The sequence below is a fragment of the Pantoea trifolii genome, from assembly GCF_024506435.1.
GTDB classification, from domain to species: Bacteria; Pseudomonadota; Gammaproteobacteria; order Enterobacterales; family Enterobacteriaceae; genus Pantoea; species Pantoea trifolii.
This window is the reverse complement of sequence record NZ_JANIET010000001.1, coordinates 2,842,026-2,865,989: the sequence shown is the minus strand read 5'-3', so window position 1 is coordinate 2,865,989 and position 23,964 is coordinate 2,842,026. Positions and strand designations below refer to the sequence as shown.

Genomic DNA, 23,964 nt, shown 5'->3' with positions numbered 1-23,964 from the left:
AAGCGAGGCAATAAGATGGACTACACGCTGACACGCGTAGACCCGAACGGGGGCGGCGATAACGATCGTTATCCTCTGCAGAAACAGGAAACGGTTACCGATCCGCTGGAACAACATGTTCACCGCAGCGTCTACATGGGCAAGCTCGAGCACGCCCTGCATGACATGGTGAACTGGGGTCGTAAAAATTCTCTCTGGCCGTATAACTTCGGCCTTTCCTGTTGCTACGTGGAAATGACCACCTCCTTCACCGCGGTGCACGACGTGGCACGTTTTGGTGCCGAAGTAATGCGCGCCTCGCCACGTCAGGCTGACTTCATGGTGATCGCCGGTACGCCATTTACCAAAATGGCGCCGGTTATTCAGCGTTTATATGACCAGATGCTGGAGCCGAAATGGGTGATTTCCATGGGCGCTTGCGCTAACTCGGGTGGCATGTACGACATCTACTCGGTGGTGCAGGGCGTGGATAAATTTCTGCCGGTTGACGTGTACATTCCCGGCTGCCCGCCGCGTCCAGAAGCGTATATGCAGGCGTTGTTGCTGCTGCGCGAGTCGATTGGTAAAGAGCGTCGTCCACTGTCGTGGGTGGTCGGTGATCAGGGGGTTTATCGCGCCAATATGCAGCCAGAGCGTGAAAGAAAGCGTGGCGAGCGTATTGCCGTCACCAACCTGAGATCGCCAGACGAAGTTTAAGCTTCCCGTACACGGATGGAGCCACGGCCACAGCAGAACATCACAATTTAATGTGCGCCGCCATCCTGACGCCTTCTTTTGAGCGCCTGATTACAGGCCGGAATGGTGAGTAACGTATGACTGATTTAACCACGCAAGACCTCGCACAGCCTTCATGGCAAACCCGCGATCACCTGGATGACCCAGTGGTCGGCGAGCTGCGTAACCGTTTTGGGCCGGATGCCTTTACCGTTCAGGCTACCCGCACCGGGATTCCGGTTGTCTGGGTAAAGCGTGAACAGCTATTAGAAATTGTTGAATTCCTGCGCAAGCTGCCAAAGCCATATGTCATGTTGTATGACCTACACGGTTTTGATGAGCGCTTACGCACTAACCGCGCCGGTTTGCCCGCCGCGGATTTTTCCGTTTTCTATCACCTGCTTTCAATTGAACGCAACCGCGACATCATGCTCAAGGTTGCTTTATCTGAAAACGATTTGAATGTGCCAACCATCACCAAAATTTTCGCCAACGCCAACTGGTATGAGCGTGAAACCTGGGAGATGTTTGGCATCACTTTCAATGGTCACCCGCACCTGACGCGCATCATGATGCCGCAGACGTGGGAAGGCCATCCGCTGCGTAAAGATTACCCGGCGCGTGCCACCGAGTTCGATCCCTTCGAACTGACCAAGCAGAAAGAAGATCTGGAAATGGAGGCGCTGACCTTTAAGCCTGAAGATTGGGGCATGAAGCGCAGTACCACCAATGAGGACTTCATGTTCCTCAACCTCGGTCCAAACCACCCCTCTGCGCACGGTGCTTTCCGTATCATTCTGCAGTTGGATGGTGAAGAGATCGTCGATTGCGTTCCCGATGTCGGCTACCACCATCGTGGTGCTGAGAAGATGGGCGAGCGCCAATCCTGGCACAGCTACATTCCGTACACCGACCGTATCGAGTACCTTGGCGGCTGCGTAAATGAAATGCCTTACGTGCTGGCGGTGGAAAAACTGGCTGGCATCACCGTGCCGGATCGCGTCAATGTGATTCGAGTCATGCTGTCCGAGCTGTTCCGCATCAACAGCCATCTGCTCTATATCTCCACCTTTATTCAGGACGTCGGCGCGATGACGCCGGTGTTCTTCGCCTTTACCGACCGTCAGAAAATTTATGACGTGGTGGAAGCGATTACCGGTTTCCGTATGCACCCGGCGTGGTTCCGCATCGGCGGCGTAGCGCATGACCTGCCGAAAGGCTGGGAACGATTGCTGCGTGACTTCCTCGATTGGATGCCGAAGCGTCTGAAAGAGTATGACAAAGCCGCACTGCGCAATACCGTGTTGATGGGCCGTTCGCAAGGCGTTGCGGCGTACAACATGGATGAAGCACTGGCGTGGGGCACCACCGGCGCAGGTTTGCGTGCCACCGGTTTAGATTTTGACGTGCGTAAATGGCGTCCGTATTCAGGCTACGAAAACTTCGATTTCGAGATTCCGGTTGGCGCTGGCATCAGTGATGCGTACACCCGTGTTCAGCTGAAAATGGAAGAGATGTGGCAGTCACTGCGCATTCTGGAACAGTGTCTGAACAACATGCCTGAAGGCCCGTTCAAAGCGGATCATCCGCTGACAACGCCGCCGCCGAAAGAGCGCACGCTGCAGCACATTGAAACCCTGATCACTCACTTCCTGCAGGTTTCGTGGGGCCCAATCATGCCGGCCAACGAATCCTTCCAGATGATTGAAGCGACTAAAGGGATCAACAGTTACTACCTGACCAGCGATGGCAGCACCATGAGCTATCGCACCCGCGTGCGTACGCCGAGCTTCCCGCATCTGCAGCAGATCCCATCGGTGATCCGCGGCAGCCTGGTATCCGACTTGATCGTTTACCTCGGTAGTATCGATTTTGTTATGTCAGACGTGGACCGCTAATTATGCACGATCAAAAAATTGCTATTCACACCATCGACCCTACTGAGGTCTTCGTGCTGAGCGAGGCCGAGCACCACGCTATCGAGCACGAGAAACACCATTACGAAGATGCACGCGCCGCTTCGATCGAAGCGTTGAAGATCGTGCAGAAACAGCGTGGCTGGGTGCCGGACGGCGCGATTAACGCCATCGCAGACGTTTTGGGAATTCCAGCCAGTGATGTTGAAGGCGTAGCGACTTTCTATAGCCAAATCTACCGTACGCCGGTTGGCCGTCACGTTATTCGCTACTGTGACAGCGTGGTGTGCCATATCACGGGTTATCAGGGCATTCAGGATGCGCTGGAGCAGAAGCTGAACATCAAGCCGGGCCAAACCACGGCGGATGGACGCTTTACGCTGCTGCCAACTTGCTGCCTGGGTAACTGCGATAAAGGGCCAACCATGATGGTGGATGAAGATACCCACGTTCATCTGACGCCTGAAGGCATCGCCAACTTGCTGGAGCAGTATCAATGACCATTAAACAGATCATTCGTGCTGCCGAAACGCATCCGCTGACCTGGCGTCTCCGTGACGACAAGCAGCCGATTTGGATCGATGAATATCGCAGTAAAAACGGTTATGTCGGCGCAGAAAAAGCGCTGAAAGATTTCAGCCAGGACGAAATCGTCGCGGCGGTCAAAGACTCCGGTCTGAAAGGCCGCGGTGGTGCAGGCTTCAACACCGGCCTGAAATGGAGCCTGATGCCGAAAGACGAATCCATGAACATCCGTTACCTGCTGTGTAATGCCGATGAAATGGAGCCGGGCACGTATAAAGACCGCTTGCTGATGGAGCAACTGCCGCACCAGTTGGTGGAAGGTATGCTGATCAGTGCGTTCGCGCTGAAAGCTTATCGTGGCTATATCTTCTTGCGTGGTGAGTACATCGAAGCGGCCGTCAATCTGCGTCGCGCGATTGCCGAAGCCACTGAAGCCGGCTACCTCGGCAAGAATATTCTTGGTACCGGTTTTGATTTCGAGTTGATCGTCCACACCGGTGCAGGTCGTTATATCTGCGGCGAAGAGACTGCATTGATCAACTCGCTGGAAGGACGTCGTGCCAACCCACGTTCTAAGCCGCCATTCCCGGCCAGTGCTGGCGTGTGGGGCAAGCCGACCTGCGTTAACAACGTGGAAACGCTGTCGAACGTACCTGCCATCTTCCTTAACGGCGTTGACTGGTACAAAAACATCTCTACCAGTGAAGATACCGGTACCAAAATGATGGGCTTTTCTGGACGCGTGAAAAATCCTGGCGTCTGGGAATTGCCGTTCGGTACCACCGCGCGTGAAATCCTCGAGGATTACGCCGGCGGCATGCGCGATGGCTTGAAATTCAAAGCCTGGCAGCCAGGCGGCGCAGGAACTGACTTCCTCACCGATCAGCACCTCGATCTGCCGATGGAGTTTGCCAGCATTGGTAAAGCCGGCAGCCGTTTAGGTACGGCGCTGGCGATGGCGGTCGATCACGAAATCAACATGGTTTCGCTGGTACGTAACCTGGAAGAGTTCTTTGCGCGCGAGTCCTGCGGCTGGTGTACGCCGTGCCGCGATGGCTTGCCATGGAGCGTGAAGATCCTGCGTGCGCTGGAGCAGAAGAAAGGTCAGCCGGGTGATATCGAAACCCTGCAGCAACTCTGCCGTCAGCTTGGCCCAGGTAAAACCTTCTGTGCCCACGCACCGGGCGCCGTCGAGCCATTGCAGAGCGCGATTAAATATTTCCGTGAAGAGTTTGAAGCTGGCATTGCGCCGCAGGTGTTTGGCAATATCCGAGCCATCGGCGGTATTCAGCCGAACCTGCTGAAAGCGCGCTGGTAATCAGCCGCCGTACACGGAACTCACCTTACGCCGAAATGGCGTGGGGAAAGAATTAGATGTTTAACGCTCGTCTTAGGGCGAGCCTTACGGAAGCATGTTCACTATGGCTACAATCCATGTAGACGGTAAAGAATATGATGTGAACGGAGCGGACAACCTGCTGCAGGCGTGTCTCTCTCTGGGCCTTGATATTCCTTATTTTTGCTGGCATCCGGCGCTGGGAAGCGTAGGGGCCTGCCGCCAGTGCGCGGTGAAGCAATTCCAGAATGCCGAAGATACCCGCGGTCGCCTTGTCATGTCCTGCATGACTCCAGCGTCAGACGGCACCTTTATCTCCATCGACGATGGCGAAGCCAAAGAGTTTCGTGAAAGCGTGGTGGAATGGCTGATGACCAACCATCCTCACGACTGCCCGGTGTGCGAAGAGGGCGGTAACTGCCATCTGCAAGATATGACGGTAATGACCGGACACAGTTTCCGTCGTTATCGCTTCACTAAACGTACCCACCAGAATCAGGATCTCGGCCCGTTCATTTCGCATGAAATGAACCGCTGTATCGCCTGCTATCGCTGCGTGCGTTACTACAAAGATTATGCCGACGGCAAAGATCTCGGCGTTTATGGCGCTCACGACAACGTTTACTTTGGTCGTCCGGAAGATGGCACGCTGGAAAGCGAATTCTCCGGTAACCTGGTGGAAATCTGTCCGACCGGCGTATTTACCGATAAAACGCACTCCGAACGCTATAACCGTAAATGGGATATGCAGTTCGCGCCAAGCATCTGTCAGCAGTGCAGCGTGGGTTGTAACACCAGCCCAGGCGAGCGCTATGGCGAATTGCGTCGTATCGAAAACCGTTACAACGGCACCGTAAACCACTATTTCCTGTGCGATCGCGGTCGTTTCGGTTACGGCTACGTCAACCGCAAAGATCGTCCACGTCATCCGGTACAGCAACGCGGCAACGATTGGGTCAGCCTGAATGCTGAACAAGCGGTGAATGCGGCGGCGGATGTGCTGCGCCGGGCGAAAAAAGTGATCGGTATTGGTTCGCCACGCGCCAGCATTGAAAGCAACTTCGCGTTGCGTGAGCTGGTAGGCGCAGCCAACTTCTCAACCGGTATGCCAGCAGGTGAGCAGGCTCGCGTTGAACTGATGCTGAAAGTCCTGCAGGACGGCGGCATCTACACGCCATCACTGCGCGAGATTGAAAGCTACGATGCGGTGCTGGTGCTGGGTGAAGATTTGACTCAGGTTGGCGCACGCGTGGCGTTGTCTGTACGTCAGGCAGTAAAAGGCAAAGCACGTGAGATGGCAGCAGCGCAGAAAGTGGCTGACTGGCAGATCGCAGCAATCCTTAATATCGGTCAGCATGCCAAACATCCGCTGTTCGTCACCAACGTCGATGAAACCCGCCTGGATGATATCGCTGCATGGAGCTATCGTGCTCCGGTGGAAGATCAGGCGCGTCTCGGCTTCGCGATTGCTAATGCGCTGGATGAAAGTGCGCCGGCAGTCAGCGACTTCGACAGCAAACTCAACGGCAAAGTTGATGTGGTGGTTCAGGCGTTAGCAGGGGCGAAAAAACCGCTGATTATCTCCGGAACCCATTCCGGTAGCATCGCGATGATTGAAGCCGCTGCTAACGTGGCGAAAGCCCTGAAAGCGCGCGGTGCCGATGTCGGTATTACCTTCCTTGCGGGCGCGGCGAACAGTTTTGGCCTCGGCCTGATGGGCGGTCAATCGCTGGATAGCGCGCTGGAACAACTGAGCAAAGGCGAAGCTGATGCGCTGGTGGTGCTGGAAAACGATCTCTATCGTCATGCACCTAAAGTCAACGTCGATGCGGCGCTGAATACTACCGCTAACGTGATTGTGGTTGATCATCAACGCACCGCCACGCTGGAAAAAGCCGGTTTAGTGCTCTCCACCGCCAGCTTCGCGGAAAGCGATGGCACCTCAATCAACCACGAAGGCCGCGCGCAGCGCTTCTTCCAGGTTTATGATCCCGCTTATTACGATGAGAGCGTAGTGATGCTGGAAAGCTGGCGCTGGTTGCGTTCGCTGCACAGCGCGGTTGAGAGCCGTCACATCGACTGGACTCAGCTGGATCACGTGATTGATGCCACCGTTGCGGCGCTGCCGCAGCTGAAAGGCATTAAGGATGCTGCGCCAGACGCCAGCTTCCGAATCCGCGGTCAAAAACTGGCACGATCACCGCACCGTAACAGTGGCCGTACAGCAATGCGCGCCAACATCAGCGTGCATGAACCGCGTCAGCCGCAAGATAAAGACACCATGTTTGCCTTCTCCATGGAAGGTAACAACCAACCAAGCGCACCGCGTTCGCAGATTCCATTTGCCTGGGCGCCAGGCTGGAACTCACCGCAAGCATGGAACAAGTTCCAGGCTGAAGTGGGCGGCAAACTGCGTCATGGCGATCCAGGCGTACGTCTGTTCGAAGCCAGCGATCGCTCGCTTCCGTGGTTTACCGCGATTCCGGAAAGCTTTGTTGAAGGCAGCCAGTGGCGCGTCGCACCTTACTACCAGCTGTTTGGTAGCGAGGAGATGACTCAGCGTTCAACCACCTTCCAGAAACGCATGTCACCAGCCACGCTGGTGATTAACCCGGCTGATGCTGAGAAACTGGGCGTCAATAACGGTGCTTCCGTTGAGCTCGTCTGTGCGGGCGAAACACTGCGCTTGCCGGTACGTTTCTCTGCGTCGTTGCAAGCAGGGCAGGTTGGTTTACCGCTCGGTATGCCGGGTGTGCCGCCGTTCCTCTCAGGTGCGCAAATTGACAAACTGCAGGAGGCCGCGCAATGAGTTGGCTGACACCGGACGTTATTGAAATCCTGATCAACATCGGCAAAGCGCTGGTCATCTTGTTGGTGGTTGTCGGTTGCGGTGCTTTCATGAGTTTTGCCGAGCGTCGTCTGCTCGGCCTGTGGCAGAACCGTTACGGACCGAACCGTGTTGGCTGGGGCGGCTCGCTGCAACTGGCTGCCGACATGATCAAAATGTTCTTTAAAGAGGACTGGGTTCCACCGTTTACCGACCGCTTCATTTTTACGCTGGCACCGGTTATCGCCTTCGTATCGCTGCTGCTGGCCTTCGCCATTGTGCCGGTTTCGCCAACCTGGATGGTCACTGACCTGAACATCGGTCTGCTATTCTTCCTGATGATGGCGGGTCTGGCGGTGTATGCCGTGCTGTTTGCGGGCTGGTCGAGTAACAACAAATACTCGCTGTTGGGTGCGATGCGTGCATCGGCGCAGACGCTGAGCTACGAAGTGTTCCTTGGTTTGTCACTGATGGGCGTAGTGGCGCAAGCCGGCTCGTTCAATATGAATGCCATCGTCGAAAGCCAGGCGCATCTGTGGAACATCATTCCTCAATTCTTCGGCTTCATCACCTTCTGCATCGCGGGCGTAGCGGTATGTCACCGTCATCCGTTTGACCAACCTGAAGCAGAGCAGGAGCTGGCGGACGGCTACCATATCGAATACGCCGGTATGAAGTTCGGCCTGTTCTTCGTAGGTGAATACGTGGCAATCACCACCGTATCAGCGTTGATCGTGACGCTGTTCTTCGGTGGCTGGCATGGTCCATTCCTGCCGCCATTCATCTGGTTCGCTCTGAAAACAGCGTTCTTTATGGTGATGTTTATCCTGATTCGTGCTGCGCTGCCGCGTCCACGCTATGACCAGGTGCTGTCGTTCGGCTGGAAAGTGTGTCTGCCGTTGACGCTGTTGAACCTGCTGGCGACCGCCGCAGTGATTCTGTACACCGCGCAGTAAGGGACATTGAGATGACTTTAAAAGATATTGTCGTTGGCTTCGGCACGACAGTGCGCAGTATCTGGATGATAGGCATGCATGCCTTCGCCAAGCGCGAAACCCAAATGTATCCGGAAGAGCCGGTTTACCTGCCGCCACGCTACCGTGGCCGTATCGTGCTGACGCGCGATCCGGACGGTGCAGAGCGTTGCGTTGCCTGTAACTTATGTGCGGTAGCGTGTCCTGTCGGCTGTATCTCACTGCAGAAAGCCGAGACGCAGGATGGACGCTGGTATCCCGAGTTTTTCCGCATCAACTTCTCACGCTGCATCTTCTGCGGCCTGTGTGAAGAGGCTTGCCCAACCACCGCGATCCAGCTGACACCCGATTTCGAACTGGGTGAGTTTAAGCGTCAGGATCTGGTGTATGAGAAAGAAGACCTGCTGATTTCCGGTCCGGGTAAATATCCGGAGTACAACTTCTATCGTATGGCTGGTATGGCGATCGACGGAAAAGAGAAGGGCGAAGCGGAAAACGAAGCCAAGCCGATCGACGTCAAAGGGTTGTTACCTTAAGGAGCCAGGTATGGAATTTGCGTTTTATCTTTGCGGACTGGTGGCGGTGTTGACGACGCTGCGCGTCATCACCCACACCAATCCGGTACATGCGCTGCTGTACCTGATCGTTTCGCTGCTGTCGATTGCAGGCGTATTCTTCTCGATGGGCGCCTACTTTGCCGGTGCACTGGAAATCATCGTCTACGCGGGCGCCATCATGGTGCTGTTCGTCTTCGTGGTAATGATGCTGAACCTGGGCAAAACCCAGCAGGACCAGGAGCGTGAGTGGCTGAAGCCTTCGCTGTGGATTGGTCCGGGCATCGTCTCTTTACTGCTGCTGGCGGTAATGATTTACGCGATTAGCACAGCAACCGATCAAGGCATTGATGGCACCGTCATCGACGCTAAAGCAGTCGGTATCAGCTTGTTTGGTCCCTATGTTCTGGCGGTGGAGCTGGCATCAATGCTGCTGCTCGCCGGTCTGGTCGTGGCCTTCCATATTGGACGTGAAGAGCGTCATGGCGAAGTGCTGAGCAATCGTCAAGCTGATGCGCAAGCGAATAAGGAGGATCACGCATGATCCCGTTACAACACGGCCTGATGCTGGCCGCTGTGCTGTTTGTTCTCGGCCTGACCTCCGTGGTGCTGCGTCGTAACATCCTGTTTATGCTGATTGGTCTGGAAATCATGATCAATGCCTCCGCGTTAGCGCTGGTGGTAGCAGGCAGCTATTGGGGACAAGCTGATGGTCAGGTGATGTACATTCTGGCGATCAGCCTTGCGGCGGCGGAAGCGAGTATTGGTCTGGCGCTGTTGCTCCAGCTCTATCGTCGTCGTCAGACGCTGAACATTGACACAGTGAGCGAGATGCGCGGATGAATCTTCTCTATTTAACCGTATTATTTCCGCTAATTGGCTTCCTGCTATTGGCGTTTTCACGCGGTCGCTGGTCGGAGAACCTGTCGGCTGCAATCGGTATGGGTTCTGTTGGTCTTGCAGCATTAACCACTATTTATGCCGGTTTCGATTTCTTCAACCAGGGTCAGCAGCCGTTCACCCAGGCGCTGTGGACCTGGATTCACGTTGGCAACTTCGACATTAAAGTGAATCTGGTGCTGGACGGTCTTTCGCTGACCATGCTGTCCGTCGTCACCGGCGTTGGCTTCTTCATCCACATGTTCGCTTCATGGTACATGCGTGGTGAAGAGGGTTATTCGCGCTTCTTCGCTTACACCAACCTGTTCATTGCGAGCATGGTGGTGTTGGTGCTGGCCGATAACCTGATGCTGATGTATCTCGGCTGGGAAGGCGTGGGCCTGTGCTCATATCTGCTGATTGGCTTCTACTACAGCAATCCAGAGAACGGCAAAGCGGCGATGAAAGCCTTTATCATCACCCGCGTGGGTGATGTGTTCCTCGCTTTCGCTTTGTTCATCCTCTACAACGAGCTGGGCACGCTGAACTTCCGCGAACTGGTTGAACTGGCGCCAGCGCACTTCGCTGCCGACAACCATATGCTGCAGTGGGCAACTCTGATGCTGTTGGGTGGTGCGGTTGGTAAATCTGCACAGCTGCCATTACAAACCTGGCTGGCGGATGCGATGGCCGGTCCAACTCCGGTTTCGGCACTGATTCACGCCGCGACCATGGTGACCGCCGGTGTTTACCTGATTGCACGTACGCACGGTCTGTTCCTGTTAACGCCGGAAGTGCTGCATCTGGTAGGCATCATTGGTGCGATTACCTTGGTGCTGGCAGGTTTTGCGGCGCTGGTGCAAACCGACATCAAACGCGTGCTGGCTTACTCAACGATGAGTCAGATCGGCTACATGTTCCTCGCGCTGGGCGTGCAGGCATGGGACGCGGCGATTTTCCACCTGATGACGCATGCATTCTTCAAAGCCTTGCTGTTCCTCTCTTCAGGCTCAGTCATTCTGGCCTGCCATCACGAGCAGAACATTTTCAAAATGGGCGGCCTGCGTAAAAGCATCCCGCTGGTGTATGTCTGCTTCCTGGTGGGTGGCGCCGCGCTGGCTGCGCTGCCGCTAATCACCGCAGGTTTCTACAGTAAAGATGAAATCCTGTTTGGTGCGATGGCAAATGGCCACATCAATCTGATGGTGGCGGGTCTGGTGGGTGCATTCCTCACCTCGATCTACACCTTCCGCATGATCTTTATCGTGTTCCACGGTGAAGAGAAAATTCATGCTCACGCCGGTAAAGGCATTACACATCACCTGCCACTGATTGTTCTGATGGTGCTCTCCACCTTTATTGGTGCGTTGATTACGCCTCCTCTGGCTGGCGTGCTGCCGCAGAACGAGTTTGGTGAAGGCGGCAAAGTGATGCTGGAAATCACCTCAGGCGTAGTGGCTATCGTCGGTATCCTGATCGCTGCAGCGCTGTGGCTGGGTAAACGTCAGCTGGTGACCAGCATTGCTAACAGTGCGCCGGGTCGTTTCTTCGGCACCTGGTGGTTCGCGGCCTGGGGCTTCGACTGGCTGTATGACAAGGTGTTTGTAAAACCTTATCTCGGCATTGCCTGGTTACTGAAAAGCGATCCGCTGAACTCACTGATGAACCTGCCTGCGCTGCTGTCGCGCATTGGTAACAAAGGTTTGGTAGTGAGTGAAAACGGTTATCTGCGCTGGTACGTGGCTTCAATGAGTGTCGGTGCCGTTGTGGTGCTGGCGCTGCTGCTGGTGATTTAAAGATTGATGAGCGGGGCGGGTTCGCTCGCCCAATTAGAATGTCAAAAATTGCCTGAAGTAAGGCAATAAAAAGGGAAGTTCGCCGTGTTATTACCTTGGCTAATAATTATCCCCTTCGTTGGGGGCTTACTCTGCTGGTTGGCAGAGCGCCTCGGCGCAAAGGTACCGCGCTGGATTGCCATGATCACCATGGGCCTGACGCTAGCGCTTGGCCTGCAGCTGTGGTTGCAGGGAGGCTATTCACTGACGCAGGCTGCGGGCATTCCGCAATGGCAATCGACTTTCTCAGTACCGTGGATTCCGCGCTTTGGCATCAACTTCCATCTGGCGATTGATGGTCTGTCGCTGCTGATGGTGGTGCTGACCGGACTGCTCGGTTTGATGGCGGTGCTGTGCTCCTGGAACGAAATTGAGAAATATCAGGGCTTCTTCCACCTCAACCTGATGTGGATTCTCGGTGGTGTGATTGGCGTGTTCCTCTCCATCGACATGTTCCTGTTCTTCTTCTTCTGGGAAATGATGCTGGTGCCGATGTACTTCCTCATCGCACTTTGGGGCCATAAAGCATCCGACGGTAAAACGCGTATCAGCGCGGCAACCAAGTTCTTCATCTACACCCAGGCATCCGGTCTGATCATGTTGGTGTCGATTCTGGCGCTGGTGTTTGTGCACTATAACGCCACTGGCGTTTGGACTTTCAGCTACGAAGAGTTGCTGAAAACGCCGATGTCGCACACCGTTGAGTATCTGCTGATGCTCGGCTTCTTCATTGCCTTTGCGGTAAAAATGCCGGTGGTGCCATTGCACGGTTGGCTGCCAGATGCGCATAGCCAGGCACCAACCGCCGGTTCGGTTGACCTCGCAGGTATCTTGCTGAAAACCGCGGCCTACGGCTTGCTGCGTTTTAGCCTGCCGCTGTTCCCAAATGCGTCAGCAGAGTTCGCACCGATTGCCATGTGGCTCGGTATCATCGGCATCTTCTACGGTGCATGGATGGCGTTCTCCCAGTTCGATATCAAACGTTTGATTGCTTACACCTCGATTTCGCACATGGGTTTCGTGTTGATCGCCATCTACACCGGCAGCCAACTGGCCTTCCAGGGCGCGGTCATTCAGATGATTGCGCACGGTCTTTCTGCTGCGGCATTGTTCATCTTGTGCGGTCAGCTGTATGAGCGTCTGCATACCCGCGACCTTCGTCAGATGGGCGGTCTGTGGTCACGAATCAAATGGATTCCGGGTCTGTCACTGTTCTTTGCGGTTGCAAACCTCGGTATGCCGGGCACCGGTAACTTTGTTGGCGAATTCATGATTCTGACCGGCAGTTTCCAGGTGGTGCCGGTGATTATCGTCATCGCAACCTTTGGTCTGGTGTTTGCTTCGGTTTACTCCCTGATCATGATGCAGCGCGCTTACTTCGGCGAAGCCAAGTCGAAAGATCCGCTGCCAGGCATGTCACCGCGTGAGTTCCTGACTATCGGCGTATTGGTAGTGTTGCTGGTGCTGCTGGGGATTTATCCACAGCCAATCCTCGACACATCCCATGCTGCGATGAGCAATATTCAGCAGTGGTTTACCGCTTCAATTTCAACTACAAGGCCGTAATTCGCCATGACAATAACTCCTCAACATCTGATCGCGTTACTGCCGCTGTTGATCGTCGGATTGACGGTGGTGGTGGTGATGCTGTCCATTGCGTGGCGACGCAATCACTTTGTTAATGCCACGTTGACGGTGATCGGACTTAACATTGCGCTGTTTTCTCTGTGGTTTGTGGGCCAGGCGGGAGCGATGGATGTCACGCCGCTGCTGCGCGTTGATGGCTATTCGATGTTCTATACCGCGCTGGTAGTGCTGGCGAGTTTAGCCACCTGCACTTTCGCTTATCCGTGGCTGGCCGGTTTCCCGGACAACAAAGATGAGTTCTATCTGCTGGTGCTGATTGCAGCACTCGGCGGGATTGTGCTGGCAAGCGCCAACCATCTGGCCGCGCTGTTCATCGGTATCGAACTGCTGTCACTGCCGCTGTTTGGTTTGATTGGTTACGCTTTCCGCCAGAAACGTTCGCTGGAAGCGTCGCTGAAATACACCATTCTTTCAGCGGCGGCCTCATCGTTCCTGCTGTTCGGTATCGCGCTGATTTATGCTGATTCCGGCAGCCTGAGCTTTGTGCAGCTCGGCAAAAGTCTGAGCGATAGCATGATTCAGGAGCCGCTGTTGCTGCTGGGTCTGGGTATGATGATTATCGGTTTGGGCTTCAAACTGTCGCTGGTACCTTTCCACCTGTGGACGCCAGACGTTTATCAGGGTGCGCCTGCGCCGGTTTCAACCTTCCTCGCCACCGCCAGCAAGATCGCCATCTTTGGCGTGATTATGCGCCTGTTCATGTACGCGCCAGTTACAGATAGCGAAGCTGTTCGTACCGTGCTGGGCATCATTGCCTTCGCGTCGATTCTGTTCGGTAACCTGATGGCGATTTCCCAGAGCAACATCAAGCGTCTGCTTGGTTACTCGTCAATCGCGCACCTTGGTTATCTGTTAGTGGCGTTGATTGCGGTGAAAACTCATCAGCTGTCGCTGGAAACCGCGGGCGTTTATCTGGCCGGTTACCTGTTCAGCAGCCTGGGCGCGTTCGGCGTAGTAAGCCTGATGTCGAGCCCGTATCGCGGTCCGGATGCCGACACGCTCTATTCTTATCGCGGTCTGTTCTGGCATCGTCCGATTCTGTCTGCGGTAATGACGGTGATGATGTTGTCACTGGCCGGTATTCCAATGACGCTCGGCTTCATCGGTAAGTTCTACGTTATCGCCTCGAGTGTGAATGCACACCTATGGTGGTTGAGTGGTGCGGTGGTTGCAGGTAGTGCGATTGGTCTTTACTACTATCTGCGCGTAACGGTAAGTCTGTACCTCAGCCCGCCGGAACTGCACAACCGCGACACGCAAGCCAACTGGGCGTTTACGGCGGGCGGTGTTGTGGTGCTAATCTCTGCGATTCTGGTATTGCTGCTCGGTGTTTATCCGCAGCCGCTGATTACACTGGTGCAGATGGCGCAGCCGCTGATGTAATACAGACCCGCGTCATGACTAAATCGGGCCTTCGGGCCTGATTTTTTTTGCCTGCAATTTACTGTGTAGTGAGAGATTGAGCACAGAGTCATCACGAGCTTTTCAGCTGCCGCTGCTGCTCACTGCGTTTGGCCTAGCCGGTGTGATATTCTCAACGGATCACTTTTTTTGCTCAGACAAGGAAGCACCATGGAAATGCTTTGGCTTGATTGCCATCACAGTGAACTGACGGCGCAACAACTCTATACTTTGCTGGCGCTGCGCAATCATGTCTTCATCGTGGAACAAAACTGTCCCTATCGGGATATTGATGGTCAGGATTTAGCCGCTGATAACCGCCACATCTTGGGATTCCTTGACGGTAAGCTGCTGGCCTATGCACGCGTGTTAACGCCAGCTTCAGACTCTGCACCCGTGCTGATTGGTCGTGTGATCGTTTCTGAAGAGGCGCGCGGTTTGAAGCTGGGGTATCGCTTGATGGAGAAGGCGCTTGAGAGCTGCGAGAAGCATTGGTCGCAGCGCGCTATCTATCTCTCTGCGCAGGCACATCTGGAAGGTTTCTACGGTCGTCTGGGCTTTAAAGCGGTAACCGAAGTGTATATGGAAGATGACATTCCCCACATCGGCATGCAGAAAGCATAACGGCGAGGATTGCTCCTCGCCGTTAATCATCAGCCCGGCGTCATCTGCCGGTCATCAACATATTTACGTTGATCCGGCGGTGGCGGGAAGTACTGATAAAGCCAGGTTTCACTCAGCGTCTCATCCTTAGTACGCAGGAACAGGCGCATATCAACCGGTTTGGTTGAGTCGCTGTTCGGATACCAGTCAAACAGAATGCGGTAACCGTTTAATGGCTCGACGTAAAGAATCTCAACCTGCTTGAATGTGCCCTCCGAAACGGTAATCACCGGCTCAATGCCTTTCGGCGCTGCGGCTTTCAGATCGCCGCCAACAAAATCAATCGCAAAACGACGTGACCAGGTTTCCGGGAAGTGTTCGCCTGGCGCCCAACCTTCCGGGAAGCCACCGATACCGGTGCGCGTGGCATCGACACGCGCCAAACCACTGCGCACTGGCGGTAACTGACTCCAGTAGAGTTTGTACTGGAAGTTGAACTCGCTGCCGGCTTTCACCGGTTCTGACGGCTGCCAGAAGCACACCACGTTATCCAGGGTTTCACCGGTGGTTGGAATCTCCATCACGTTAATGGCGCCTTTGCCCCATTTACCAATCGGTTCCACCCACAGGCTTGGACGTTTGTCGTACCAGCCAATCACATCCTGATAATTTTTGAAGTCATGATCCAGCTGCAGCAGGCCAAAACCACGCGGGTTTTCATCCTGATAAGCGTTGAACTGCAAACGCTGCGGGTTGTTCAGCGGACGCGCAATCCACTCGCCTTCACCGGTCCACATCGCCAGACGATCGGAGTCATGGATTTGCGGATGGTAAGTGTTGCACATGCGGCGCTCGTTGGTGCCACAGCTGAACATGCTGGTCATCGGTGCAATGCCGAGCTGGCGAATGTCGTTACGCGCAAACAGGTGGTTTTCCACTTCCATCACCACGCGTTTCTCTTCGCAGTGAATGGTGAACTTATAGGCACCGGTAACGCTCGCGCCATCCAGCAGGGCATAAACTACAAAAGTGGTGTCATCGGCTTTTGGCGTTTCAAACCAGAACGCGGTGAAGTCCGGAAACTCTTCCTTGCCGTTGCTAAAGGTGTTGACCGCCACGCCGCGTGCGGAGAGGCCGTACTGGAAGGTCTCATCAACTGCACGGAAATAGCTGGCGCCGAGGAAAGAGACGATATCGCGGCGCGCCAGTTCTGGCTTCTTGAACGCGCGGAAACCGGCAAAGCCGAGCTCGGTTTTACCCACCAGCTGTTTGGTATCAACGTTGGCGTTGTGATAATTGAACAGCTCCGGGCGGAAGTGGATCTCACGCGCTTCACGGCTGTCGGCATCGACCGAGAACATGCGGATGCGGCGCTTGAAGCCCATACCGACGTGGAAGAATTGCACGTCCAGCTCACGATCGGCAATGTTGTTCCACAGCGAGTGATTAGCATCGTACTGAATTTCGTTATAGGCCTGAGGCGTTAGATTGGCCAGGGTGTCGGGCAAGGGGCCGGGTGCGCCGCCCCAGGGCTGTTTTGCCAGTGCGGAGGCTTTCTTTTTCAATGTATCGAAATCGAAGCGCACCGCGGTACCGTCGGCGATACCATCATCGGCCCAGGCGGATTGTGCAAACAGCGTGGAGAGACCCGTCATGCCGCTAACAGCGGAGAGGGCCATGGACGCTTTCATAAATTTTCTACGATTCATGCCGGAGATCTAATCCTTAGCTGCTCGGGTGTATTTTGACTCTCGTAAGACGAGAAACGTCTGACTACAGGGAGTTACGACAGTCGTGGAAATAAAAAATTCAGTCTGCGGAAAATTTATCAGATTACTCAAATAAGCGAAGCAGAATTCGCGCCGCTCCACCCGGCATGACACAACTTTGCATTGAGATAGACGAAACTCGGTTAAATCCTGGCAGTTGCCGCCCAGCAAAGCTGGAATTTAAGACTATAGTTAAACCACAACGAGTTAGGAACATGGAGGAACTACATAGTGTCATCTTCAAACCAATTTGAAACGCACCTTGACGACGACCTGACGCTGCTGACGGAAACGCTGGAAGAAGTGTTACGCGCATCGGGCGATCCGGCCGACCAGAAATATATCGAGCTGAAACTCAAAGCTGAACAAGCACTTGAAGACGTGAAATCGCGCGTTAGCCAGGCATCAGACAGCTACTACTATCGTGCCAAAAATGCGGCTTACCGTGCCGATGATTATGTGCATGAAAAACCGTGGCAGGGGATTGGCATCGGTGCCGCCGCTGGCCTGTTTGTCGGTTTACTGCTGGCTCGACGTTAAGTTCCAACGGGCGCGACACGCTTCGCGCCCGCTTCCTGATTATCCCGCCGCTTATTCCCGCTAAATCCCTGTTTCGCATCATCCGCGATTGTGTTTCACCTGCGCGCTTCCTACAGTAAAGCGACAGGGAAAAGGAGAACGCAACGTGATACGTGTAGAAATGCTCTCAACGGGCGATGAAGTGTTACATGGGCAGATTGTCGATACCAACGCCGCCTGGCTGGCCGATGTGCTGTTCCAGCACGGTTTGCCGATGACCAGCCGCAGCACCGTCGGTGATGCGATGAGCTCGCTGGTGGAGGCGCTACAGAGCCGGAGCCAGATTGCAGACGTGCTGATTGTTAACGGTGGTTTAGGACCGACCAGCGACGATCTCAGTGCGCAGGCCGCAGCCATTGCCAGCGGCAGCGAGTTAATCATTCAGCAAGCCTGGCTGGAAAAAATGGAAGCCTGGTTCGCCAGTCGCGGACGCATGATGGCGCCGAGCAATCGCAAGCAGGCAGAAATTCCCGCCATCGCCGAGATGCTGGATAACCCGGTCGGCACCGCGTGCGGCTTTGCGATACAGCTCAATCGCTGCTGGATTTTCTTCACGCCTGGTGTGCCGTCGGAATTTAAAGTGATGGTCGAGCAGGAGATTATTCCGCGCCTCAAAGCACGCTTCGAATTGCCGGAACCACCGTTGTGTTTACGCCTCACCACCTTTGGCCGCGGCGAGAGCGATATTGCCGCTGAGCTGGAGCCGCTACCGCTGCCGGAAGGCGTGGTGATGGGCTATCGCTCATCAATGCCGATTATTGAAATCAAACTTACCGGACCCGCCAGCCAGCGCGCGGCGATGGAGCAGGTGTGGCAGCAGGTAAAACTGTTGCTGGCGGAGTGCACCATCTTTGAAGGCACCGAAGGTTTACCGGCGCTACTGGCGCGCGAGTTGCAGCAGCGCGGCTTCCAGTTGGCGCTCAGCGAGCAGTTCACCGCCGGTTTGCTTAACTGGCAGCTGGCCGCGGCAGACGTGGCGCTCAGCAAAGCCGAGATTCTGCCGCCGCAGGATGAAGATCTGGAAGCGCAGGTTGCGCGCACGCGTGACTGGGCGAAACAGCAGGGCGCAGCGCTGGCATTGTCGGTGGGACATTTAGTCGAAGGCGAAGTGTCGATTGCGCTGCACACGCCCGAAGCGAGCTGGGGCCAACGCGTGAAGTTCACTCATGGACGTCATAACGTGGAAACGCGGCAGAAAGTGGTGGCGATGATGGCGATGAACATGCTGCGTCGCTGGCTGCACGGCAGCGAAGTCAGCACCGGGCACGGCTGGATTGATGTGTTGGAAACCGTGAAACGTTAATTCGTAGGGTCGCCATTCATGGCGACCAACTTAAAATCACAACTCGATCTCAATCTCCCCTTTGGCGCGACAGCAGCACGGCAAAATCTCGCCTTGCTGCACAAACGCCAACGGGGTTTCCGCATAATCCACTTCGCCTTTAAGCAAGCGCATACGGCAAGAGCCGCAGTAGCCTTCGCGACACTGAAACTCAACGCACAGATTATTAGCTTCCAGCGTCGTCAGCAGATTGGGATGATCTTCTGCGCACTCCAGCCGGGAGCCGGAGCTGCGCAGAATAACAACAGAGCGGCTCATGCTTACAGCTGGAAGCCGTCGAAATCGTCTTCGCCCACTTCAGAATCAATCTGACCGACCAAATACGAGCTCACTTCAACTTCCTGCGGGGCAACCTGCACGTTGTCCGACACCAGCCACGAGTTGATCCATGGAATCGGGTTCGAACGCGTCTGGAACGGCAGATCAAGACCGACCGCCTGCATACGGATGTTGGTGATGTACTCAATGTACTGGCACAGAATGTCTTTGTTCAGGCCAATCATCGAACCGCCGCTGAACAGATATTCTGCCCACTCTTTTTCCTGCTCGGCTGCCTTCTTGAACAGGTCGTAGCATTCGTCGCGGCACTCTGCGGCGATGGCTTTCATCTCTGGATCGTCTTCACCGGTGCGCAGCAGGTTCAGCATGTGCTGAGTGCCAGTCAGGTGCAGCGCTTCATCACGTGCAATCAGCTTGATGATTTTGGCGTTACCTTCCATCAGCTCGCGCTCGGCGAAAGCAAATGAACAGGCGAAGCTTACGTAGAAGCGAATCGCTTCCAGCGCGTTGACGCTCATCAGGCAGATATAGAGCTGCTTTTTCAGATCGCGCAGGTTCACGGTAACGGTTTTACCGTTGACCTGATGCGTACCTTCGCCCAGCAGATGCCAGTAGCTGGTCATCTCGATCAGATCATCGTAGTACTTCGAGATGTCTTCGGCGCGCGCCAGAATCTGCTCGTTGGTGACGATATCGTCAAACACCACTGCCGGATCGTTAACGATGTTACGGATAATGTGGGTGTAAGAGCGCGAGTGAATAGTCTCGGAGAACGCCCAGGTTTCAATCCAGGTTTCCAGCTCAGGGATGGAAATCAGCGGCAACAGCGCCACGTTCGGGCTACGGCCCTGAATCGAGTCCAGCAGCGTTTGATACTTCAGGTTGCTGATGAAAATGTGCTTTTCATGCTCTGGCAGCGCCTGATAATCGATACGATCGCGCGAGACGTCCACTTCTTCGGGACGCCAGAAGAAGGAGAGCTGTTTTTCAATCAGCTTTTCAAAGATGTCATATTTCTGCTGATCGAAACGGGCAACGTTGACAGACTGGCCAAAGAACATCGGCTCTTTCAGCTGGTCATTTTTGTTCTGCGAGAATGTGGTGTAAGCCATTTTGAGTCCAAATGTGAAGAGGGCCGACCAATGTCGGCCCTGACAAGATGAGATTAGATCTTACATGCGCCGCTTTCGCAGCCATCATCCTGAATGGAAGGCGCCAGATCGTCCTGTGCATCTTCCGCCCCGTCGCGGGTGTTTTGATAGTACAGGGTTTTCACGCCGAACTTGTACGCGGTCAGCAGATCTTTCAGCAACTGTTTCATCGGCACTTTGCCATTAGCAAAACGGCTCGGATCGTAGTTGGTGTTCGACGAAATCGCCTGATCGATGAACTTCTGCATCACGCCAACCAGCTGCAGATAACCGTCGTTAGACGGCATTTCCCACAGCAGTTCGTACTGATCTTTCAGACGCTCATACTCTGGCACTACCTGACGCAGAATGCCGTCTTTCGATGCTTTGATACTGATATGTCCGCGCGGTGGCTCAATACCGTTAGTGGCGTTCGAAATCTGCGAAGAGGTTTCAGACGGCATCAGCGCAGAAAGCGTTGAGTTGCGCAGACCGTGCGTGGTGATGGACTCACGCAGACCTTCCCAATCCAGATGCAGCGGCTCGTTGCACACCGCGTCGAGATCCTTTTTATAGGTATCGATGGGTAGAATGCCCTGCGAGTAAGTGGTCTCTTTGAACCACGGGCAGGCACCTTGCTCTTTCGCCAATTCGTTCGAGGCTTTCAGCAGGTAGTACTGAATGGCTTCGAAGGTTTTGTGCGTCAGGTTGTTGGCGCTGCCATCGGAGTAGCGTACGCCGTTTTTCGCCAGGTAGTACGCGTAGTTGATCACGCCAATACCCAAGGTACGACGGCCCATTGCGCCGCGTTGTGCTGCCGGGATGGGGTAATCCTGATAATCCAGCAGCGCATCCAGTGCACGCACCGCGAGGGTGGCCAGCTCTTCCAGATCGTCGAGGCTGTTAATTGCACCGAGGTTAAAGGCAGACAGCGTACACAGAGCGATTTCGCCGCTTTCGTCATTGACGTCGTTCAGCGGTTTGGTCGGCAGGGCGATCTCAAGGCACAGATTCGACTGACGAACCGGCGCGATGCTTGGATCGAACGGGCTGTGCGTGTTGCAGTGATCGACGTTCTGGATGTAGATACGGCCAGTAGAAGCACGTTCCTGCATCATCAGGGAGAACAGCTCAACGGCTTTCACGCGCTGCTTGCGGATGCTGTCGTCTTTCTCGTATTTGGTGTACAGACGCTCGAACTCGTCCTGATCGGCGAAGAACGCGTCGTACAGGCCAGGCACGTCAGACGGGCTGAACAGCGTGATGTCTTCACCTTTCAGCAGGCGGGTGTACATCAATTTGTTGATCTGCACGCCGTAATCCATGTGACGCACGCGGTTGCCTTCAACACCACGGTTGTTTTTCAGCACCAGCAGGCTTTCAACTTCCAGATGCCACATTGGGTAGAACAGCGTCGCTGCACCACCGCGCACGCCGCCCTGTGAGCAGGACTTCACGGCAGTCTGGAAATGTTTATAGAACGGAATACAGCCGGTGTGGAAGGCTTCGCCGCCACGAATCGGGCTACCCAGCGCACGAATACGTCCAGCATTAATACCGATACCGGCGCGCTGTGAAACGTATTTCACAATGGCGCTAGAAGTGGCGTTGATAGAGTCGAGGCTGTCGCCGCACTCGATCAATACGCAAGAGCTGAACTGGCGCGTTGGTGTACGCACGCCGGACATGATAGGCGTTGGCAGTGAGATCTTGAAGGTTGAGATCGCATCGTAGAAGCGCTTCACGTAGTCCATACGGGTTTCGCGCGGGTAGCCAGAGAACAGGCACGCTGCTACCAGGATATAGAGGAACTGGGCGCTTTCGTAGATTTCGCCGCTGACGCGGTTCTGCACCAGATATTTCCCTTCCAGCTGCTTAACCGCTGCGTAGGAGAAGTTCATGTCGCGCCAATGGTCGATAAACGCGTCCATCTGCTCGAACTCTTCGGTGCTGTAATCTTCCAGCAGGTGACGGTCGTATTTGCCCATCTCCACCATCTTCACCACCTGATCGTACAGCTTCGGCGGCTCAAACTGGCCGTACGCTTTTTTACGCAGGTGGAAGATAGCCAGACGCGCGGCCAGGTATTGGTAATCCGGCGCATCACGAGAGATCAGGTCTGCGGCAGCCTTAATGATGGTCTCATGAATATCAGAAGTTCTGATGCCATCGTAGAACTGAATGTGTGAGCGCAGTTCAACCTGTGAAACGGAAACGTTGTTCAGCCCTTCGGCTGCCCAATCCAGTACACGGTGAATTTTGTCGAGATCAATGCGCTCCTGGCGGCCATCGCGTTTAGTAACGAGCAGACTTTGGTTCATGTCGCGTTTTTACCTGTCCATGCATGAATGACGTATTTATCCCCCATCTATGCACAAGGTTTATGCACAAGCCGCTCGTTGTGAGTAAGCCTGTGGATAAACACTATATATAGGGGGTGCGGGAAGTTTGAACAACAATATGGTGAGTATTCTAGTCAGCAATCTCTTCTTAACAAGAGTTGATTTTCACTAAAAAATCGTCCTTAGCGGCTGGCTAAAATCCTGGATCCGCATGCCGCAAGGCCTGCACTTAGTGTCAACCGCTAAGCACTTTTTTTTCACTTTATGATCGGACGCGTGTTTCTTGCTCAACCACCGTGCTTCAGGAATTTTCTTAGATGAAAAAAGCCCCGACAAGGCCGTCAGCAGCGAACTTATCTAAAATTGCTTATGAATTTTTTGTGACTTGCTTAGCCTATAAAAAAGGCGGGTACGCGTCTAAAAGGAAATTGATCTGGATAAGAGGTCGCCATGAATGGCGACCCTACGGTGATACTGCGTGTTGATGCGCGCCGGGATGACATACGACGATGGTGCGATTTTTCGTAGGGTGCGCATTCATGCGCACCGGGATGACATCACTCCTGGCGATGCGTATGAATCATGTAGTTCACATCGACCCCGCGACCCAGACGGAACTGATTGGTCAGCGGATTGTAATGCAGGCCAATCATGTTTCTTTCACGCAGCGGGGTTTCATCGACCCAGTTCAGCAGTTCGGCAGGACGGATGAATTTCTTCACGTCGTGCGTCCCATGCGGCACCATGCGTAGTACATACTCCGCACCAAACACCGCCAGCAGCCAGGCTTTTGGATTGCGGTTGATGGTGGAGAAGAACACTTCGCCGCCGGGCTTCACCAGCTGCGCGCAGGCCAATACCACCGAGCGCGGGTCAGGCACATGCTCGAGCATCTCCATGCAGGTCACCACATCATATTGCCCGGCATGACTTGCGGCGTGATCTTCCACGGTTTGCTGCACATAGTTAACGCTAACGCCGCTCTCCAGCGCGTGCAGACGCGCCACTTCCAGCGGCTCCGCGCCCATATCCAGGCCGGTAACTTCAGCGCCTTCACGCGCCATGCTCTCCGCCAGAATGCCGCCACCGCAGCCGACATCAAGCACTTTCTTACCGAACAGGCCATTGCTGTGCTGTGCTATCCAGCCGAGTCGCAGGGGATTGATACGGTGCAACGGCTTAAATTCACCCTCTAAATCCCACCAGCGGGATGCCACGGCCTCAAACTTGGCAATCTCGGCGTGGTCAACGTTCTGGCGGCTTTCCTGCGGTTGTTCACTCATTGAATCATCACTCCAGACAAAATATTCCC

Annotated in this window: 20 protein-coding genes; 15 read left to right on the top strand and 5 right to left on the bottom strand. The window is 54.7% G+C overall.

What is annotated here, in order from left to right; genetic code table 11:
* Positions 1 to 15 precede the first annotated feature (15 nt).
* The 13 genes from NQH49_RS13250 to NQH49_RS13190 all read left to right on the top strand — a co-directional run bounded on the left by NQH49_RS13250 (position 16) and on the right by NQH49_RS13190 (position 15,232).
* The gene (locus tag NQH49_RS13250) at positions 16 to 696 is read left to right on the top strand and encodes a NuoB/complex I 20 kDa subunit family protein (protein WP_008105151.1); all 681 of its coding nucleotides are present in this window, start codon (positions 16 to 18) and stop codon (positions 694 to 696) included.
* Positions 697 to 812: 116 nt separating this feature from the next.
* Entirely contained in the window at positions 813 to 2,612 is a 1,800-nt protein-coding gene (gene nuoC / locus NQH49_RS13245; RefSeq protein WP_008105149.1) for an NADH-quinone oxidoreductase subunit C/D, read from the top strand.
* Between the two features lie 2 nt (positions 2,613 to 2,614).
* Complete coding sequence (gene nuoE, locus NQH49_RS13240; protein ID WP_008105146.1) at positions 2,615 to 3,130, top strand: NADH-quinone oxidoreductase subunit NuoE; 516 nt, start codon at positions 2,615 to 2,617, stop codon at positions 3,128 to 3,130.
* Positions 3,131 to 3,132: 2 nt separating this feature from the next.
* A complete protein-coding gene (gene nuoF / locus NQH49_RS13235) occupies positions 3,133 to 4,473 on the top strand; it encodes an NADH-quinone oxidoreductase subunit NuoF (protein WP_256698432.1) in 1,341 nt (446 codons plus the stop codon).
* 103 nt (positions 4,474 to 4,576) lie between these two features.
* Positions 4,577 to 7,300, top strand: a complete 2,724-nt coding sequence (nuoG, locus tag NQH49_RS13230) for an NADH-quinone oxidoreductase subunit NuoG (protein ID WP_256696969.1) — start codon at positions 4,577 to 4,579, stop codon at positions 7,298 to 7,300.
* Positions 7,297 to 8,274: an NADH-quinone oxidoreductase subunit NuoH gene (nuoH, locus tag NQH49_RS13225; protein WP_256696967.1), complete on the top strand. Its 978-nt coding sequence runs from the start codon at positions 7,297 to 7,299 to the stop codon at positions 8,272 to 8,274. Before nuoG ends, nuoH begins: the two co-directional genes overlap by 4 nt.
* 11 nt (positions 8,275 to 8,285) lie before the next feature.
* Positions 8,286 to 8,828 carry an NADH-quinone oxidoreductase subunit NuoI gene (gene nuoI, locus NQH49_RS13220; RefSeq protein ID WP_007889332.1) on the top strand — a complete coding sequence of 181 codons (543 nt, stop codon included), beginning with the start codon at positions 8,286 to 8,288 and terminating at the stop codon, positions 8,826 to 8,828.
* 10 nt (positions 8,829 to 8,838) lie between these two features.
* Positions 8,839 to 9,390: an NADH-quinone oxidoreductase subunit J gene (gene nuoJ, locus NQH49_RS13215; RefSeq protein ID WP_008105138.1), complete on the top strand. Its 552-nt coding sequence runs from the start codon at positions 8,839 to 8,841 to the stop codon at positions 9,388 to 9,390.
* Positions 9,387 to 9,689, top strand: a complete 303-nt coding sequence (gene nuoK, locus NQH49_RS13210; protein WP_007889334.1) for an NADH-quinone oxidoreductase subunit NuoK — start codon at positions 9,387 to 9,389, stop codon at positions 9,687 to 9,689. Before nuoJ ends, nuoK begins: the two co-directional genes overlap by 4 nt.
* A complete protein-coding gene (gene nuoL / locus NQH49_RS13205) occupies positions 9,686 to 11,521 on the top strand; it encodes an NADH-quinone oxidoreductase subunit L (RefSeq protein ID WP_179450028.1) in 1,836 nt (611 codons plus the stop codon). The genes nuoK and nuoL overlap by 4 nt, the downstream gene beginning before the upstream one ends.
* A gap of 84 nt (positions 11,522 to 11,605) precedes the next feature.
* Positions 11,606 to 13,126: an NADH-quinone oxidoreductase subunit M gene (gene nuoM, locus NQH49_RS13200; RefSeq protein ID WP_036648497.1), complete on the top strand. Its 1,521-nt coding sequence runs from the start codon at positions 11,606 to 11,608 to the stop codon at positions 13,124 to 13,126.
* Positions 13,127 to 13,132: 6 nt separating this feature from the next.
* Positions 13,133 to 14,590 (top strand): NADH-quinone oxidoreductase subunit NuoN, encoded by a 1,458-nt coding sequence (nuoN, locus tag NQH49_RS13195; RefSeq protein ID WP_008105131.1) that lies wholly within the window; start codon positions 13,133 to 13,135, stop codon positions 14,588 to 14,590.
* A gap of 189 nt (positions 14,591 to 14,779) precedes the next feature.
* Positions 14,780 to 15,232 (top strand): GNAT family N-acetyltransferase, encoded by a 453-nt coding sequence (locus tag NQH49_RS13190; RefSeq protein WP_256696966.1) that lies wholly within the window; start codon positions 14,780 to 14,782, stop codon positions 15,230 to 15,232.
* Between the two features lie 29 nt (positions 15,233 to 15,261).
* On the opposite strand, the gene NQH49_RS13185 is transcribed toward NQH49_RS13190, so the two are convergent.
* On the bottom strand, positions 15,262 to 16,920 hold the full coding sequence (locus NQH49_RS13185; protein WP_256696965.1) for a glucan biosynthesis protein D: 1,659 nt from the start codon (positions 16,918 to 16,920) through the stop codon (positions 15,262 to 15,264).
* A 291-nt stretch (positions 16,921 to 17,211) separates the two neighbouring features.
* Between NQH49_RS13185 and elaB the strand changes: the two genes are divergently transcribed.
* Complete coding sequence (elaB, locus tag NQH49_RS13180) at positions 17,212 to 17,520, top strand: stress response protein ElaB (protein WP_256696963.1); 309 nt, start codon at positions 17,212 to 17,214, stop codon at positions 17,518 to 17,520.
* Positions 17,521 to 17,665: 145 nt separating this feature from the next.
* A complete protein-coding gene (locus NQH49_RS13175) occupies positions 17,666 to 18,862 on the top strand; it encodes a nicotinamide mononucleotide deamidase-related protein YfaY (protein ID WP_256696962.1) in 1,197 nt (398 codons plus the stop codon).
* Between the two features lie 36 nt (positions 18,863 to 18,898).
* Here the strand turns inward: NQH49_RS13175 and yfaE are convergent, their stop codons facing one another.
* The 4 genes from yfaE to ubiG form a co-directional block, all read right to left on the bottom strand.
* Positions 18,899 to 19,159, bottom strand: a complete 261-nt coding sequence (gene yfaE, locus NQH49_RS13170) for a class I ribonucleotide reductase maintenance protein YfaE (protein ID WP_008105122.1) — start codon at positions 19,157 to 19,159, stop codon at positions 18,899 to 18,901.
* 2 nt (positions 19,160 to 19,161) lie between these two features.
* Complete coding sequence (gene nrdB / locus NQH49_RS13165) at positions 19,162 to 20,292, bottom strand: class Ia ribonucleoside-diphosphate reductase subunit beta (protein ID WP_007889356.1); 1,131 nt, start codon at positions 20,290 to 20,292, stop codon at positions 19,162 to 19,164.
* Between the two features lie 53 nt (positions 20,293 to 20,345).
* On the bottom strand, positions 20,346 to 22,631 hold the full coding sequence (gene nrdA / locus NQH49_RS13160) for a class 1a ribonucleoside-diphosphate reductase subunit alpha (RefSeq protein WP_110866577.1): 2,286 nt from the start codon (positions 22,629 to 22,631) through the stop codon (positions 20,346 to 20,348).
* Between the two features lie 578 nt (positions 22,632 to 23,209).
* Positions 23,210 to 23,935, bottom strand: a complete 726-nt coding sequence (gene ubiG / locus NQH49_RS13155; RefSeq protein WP_256696961.1) for a bifunctional 2-polyprenyl-6-hydroxyphenol methylase/3-demethylubiquinol 3-O-methyltransferase UbiG — start codon at positions 23,933 to 23,935, stop codon at positions 23,210 to 23,212.
* Between the last annotated feature and the right edge of the window lie 29 nt (positions 23,936 to 23,964).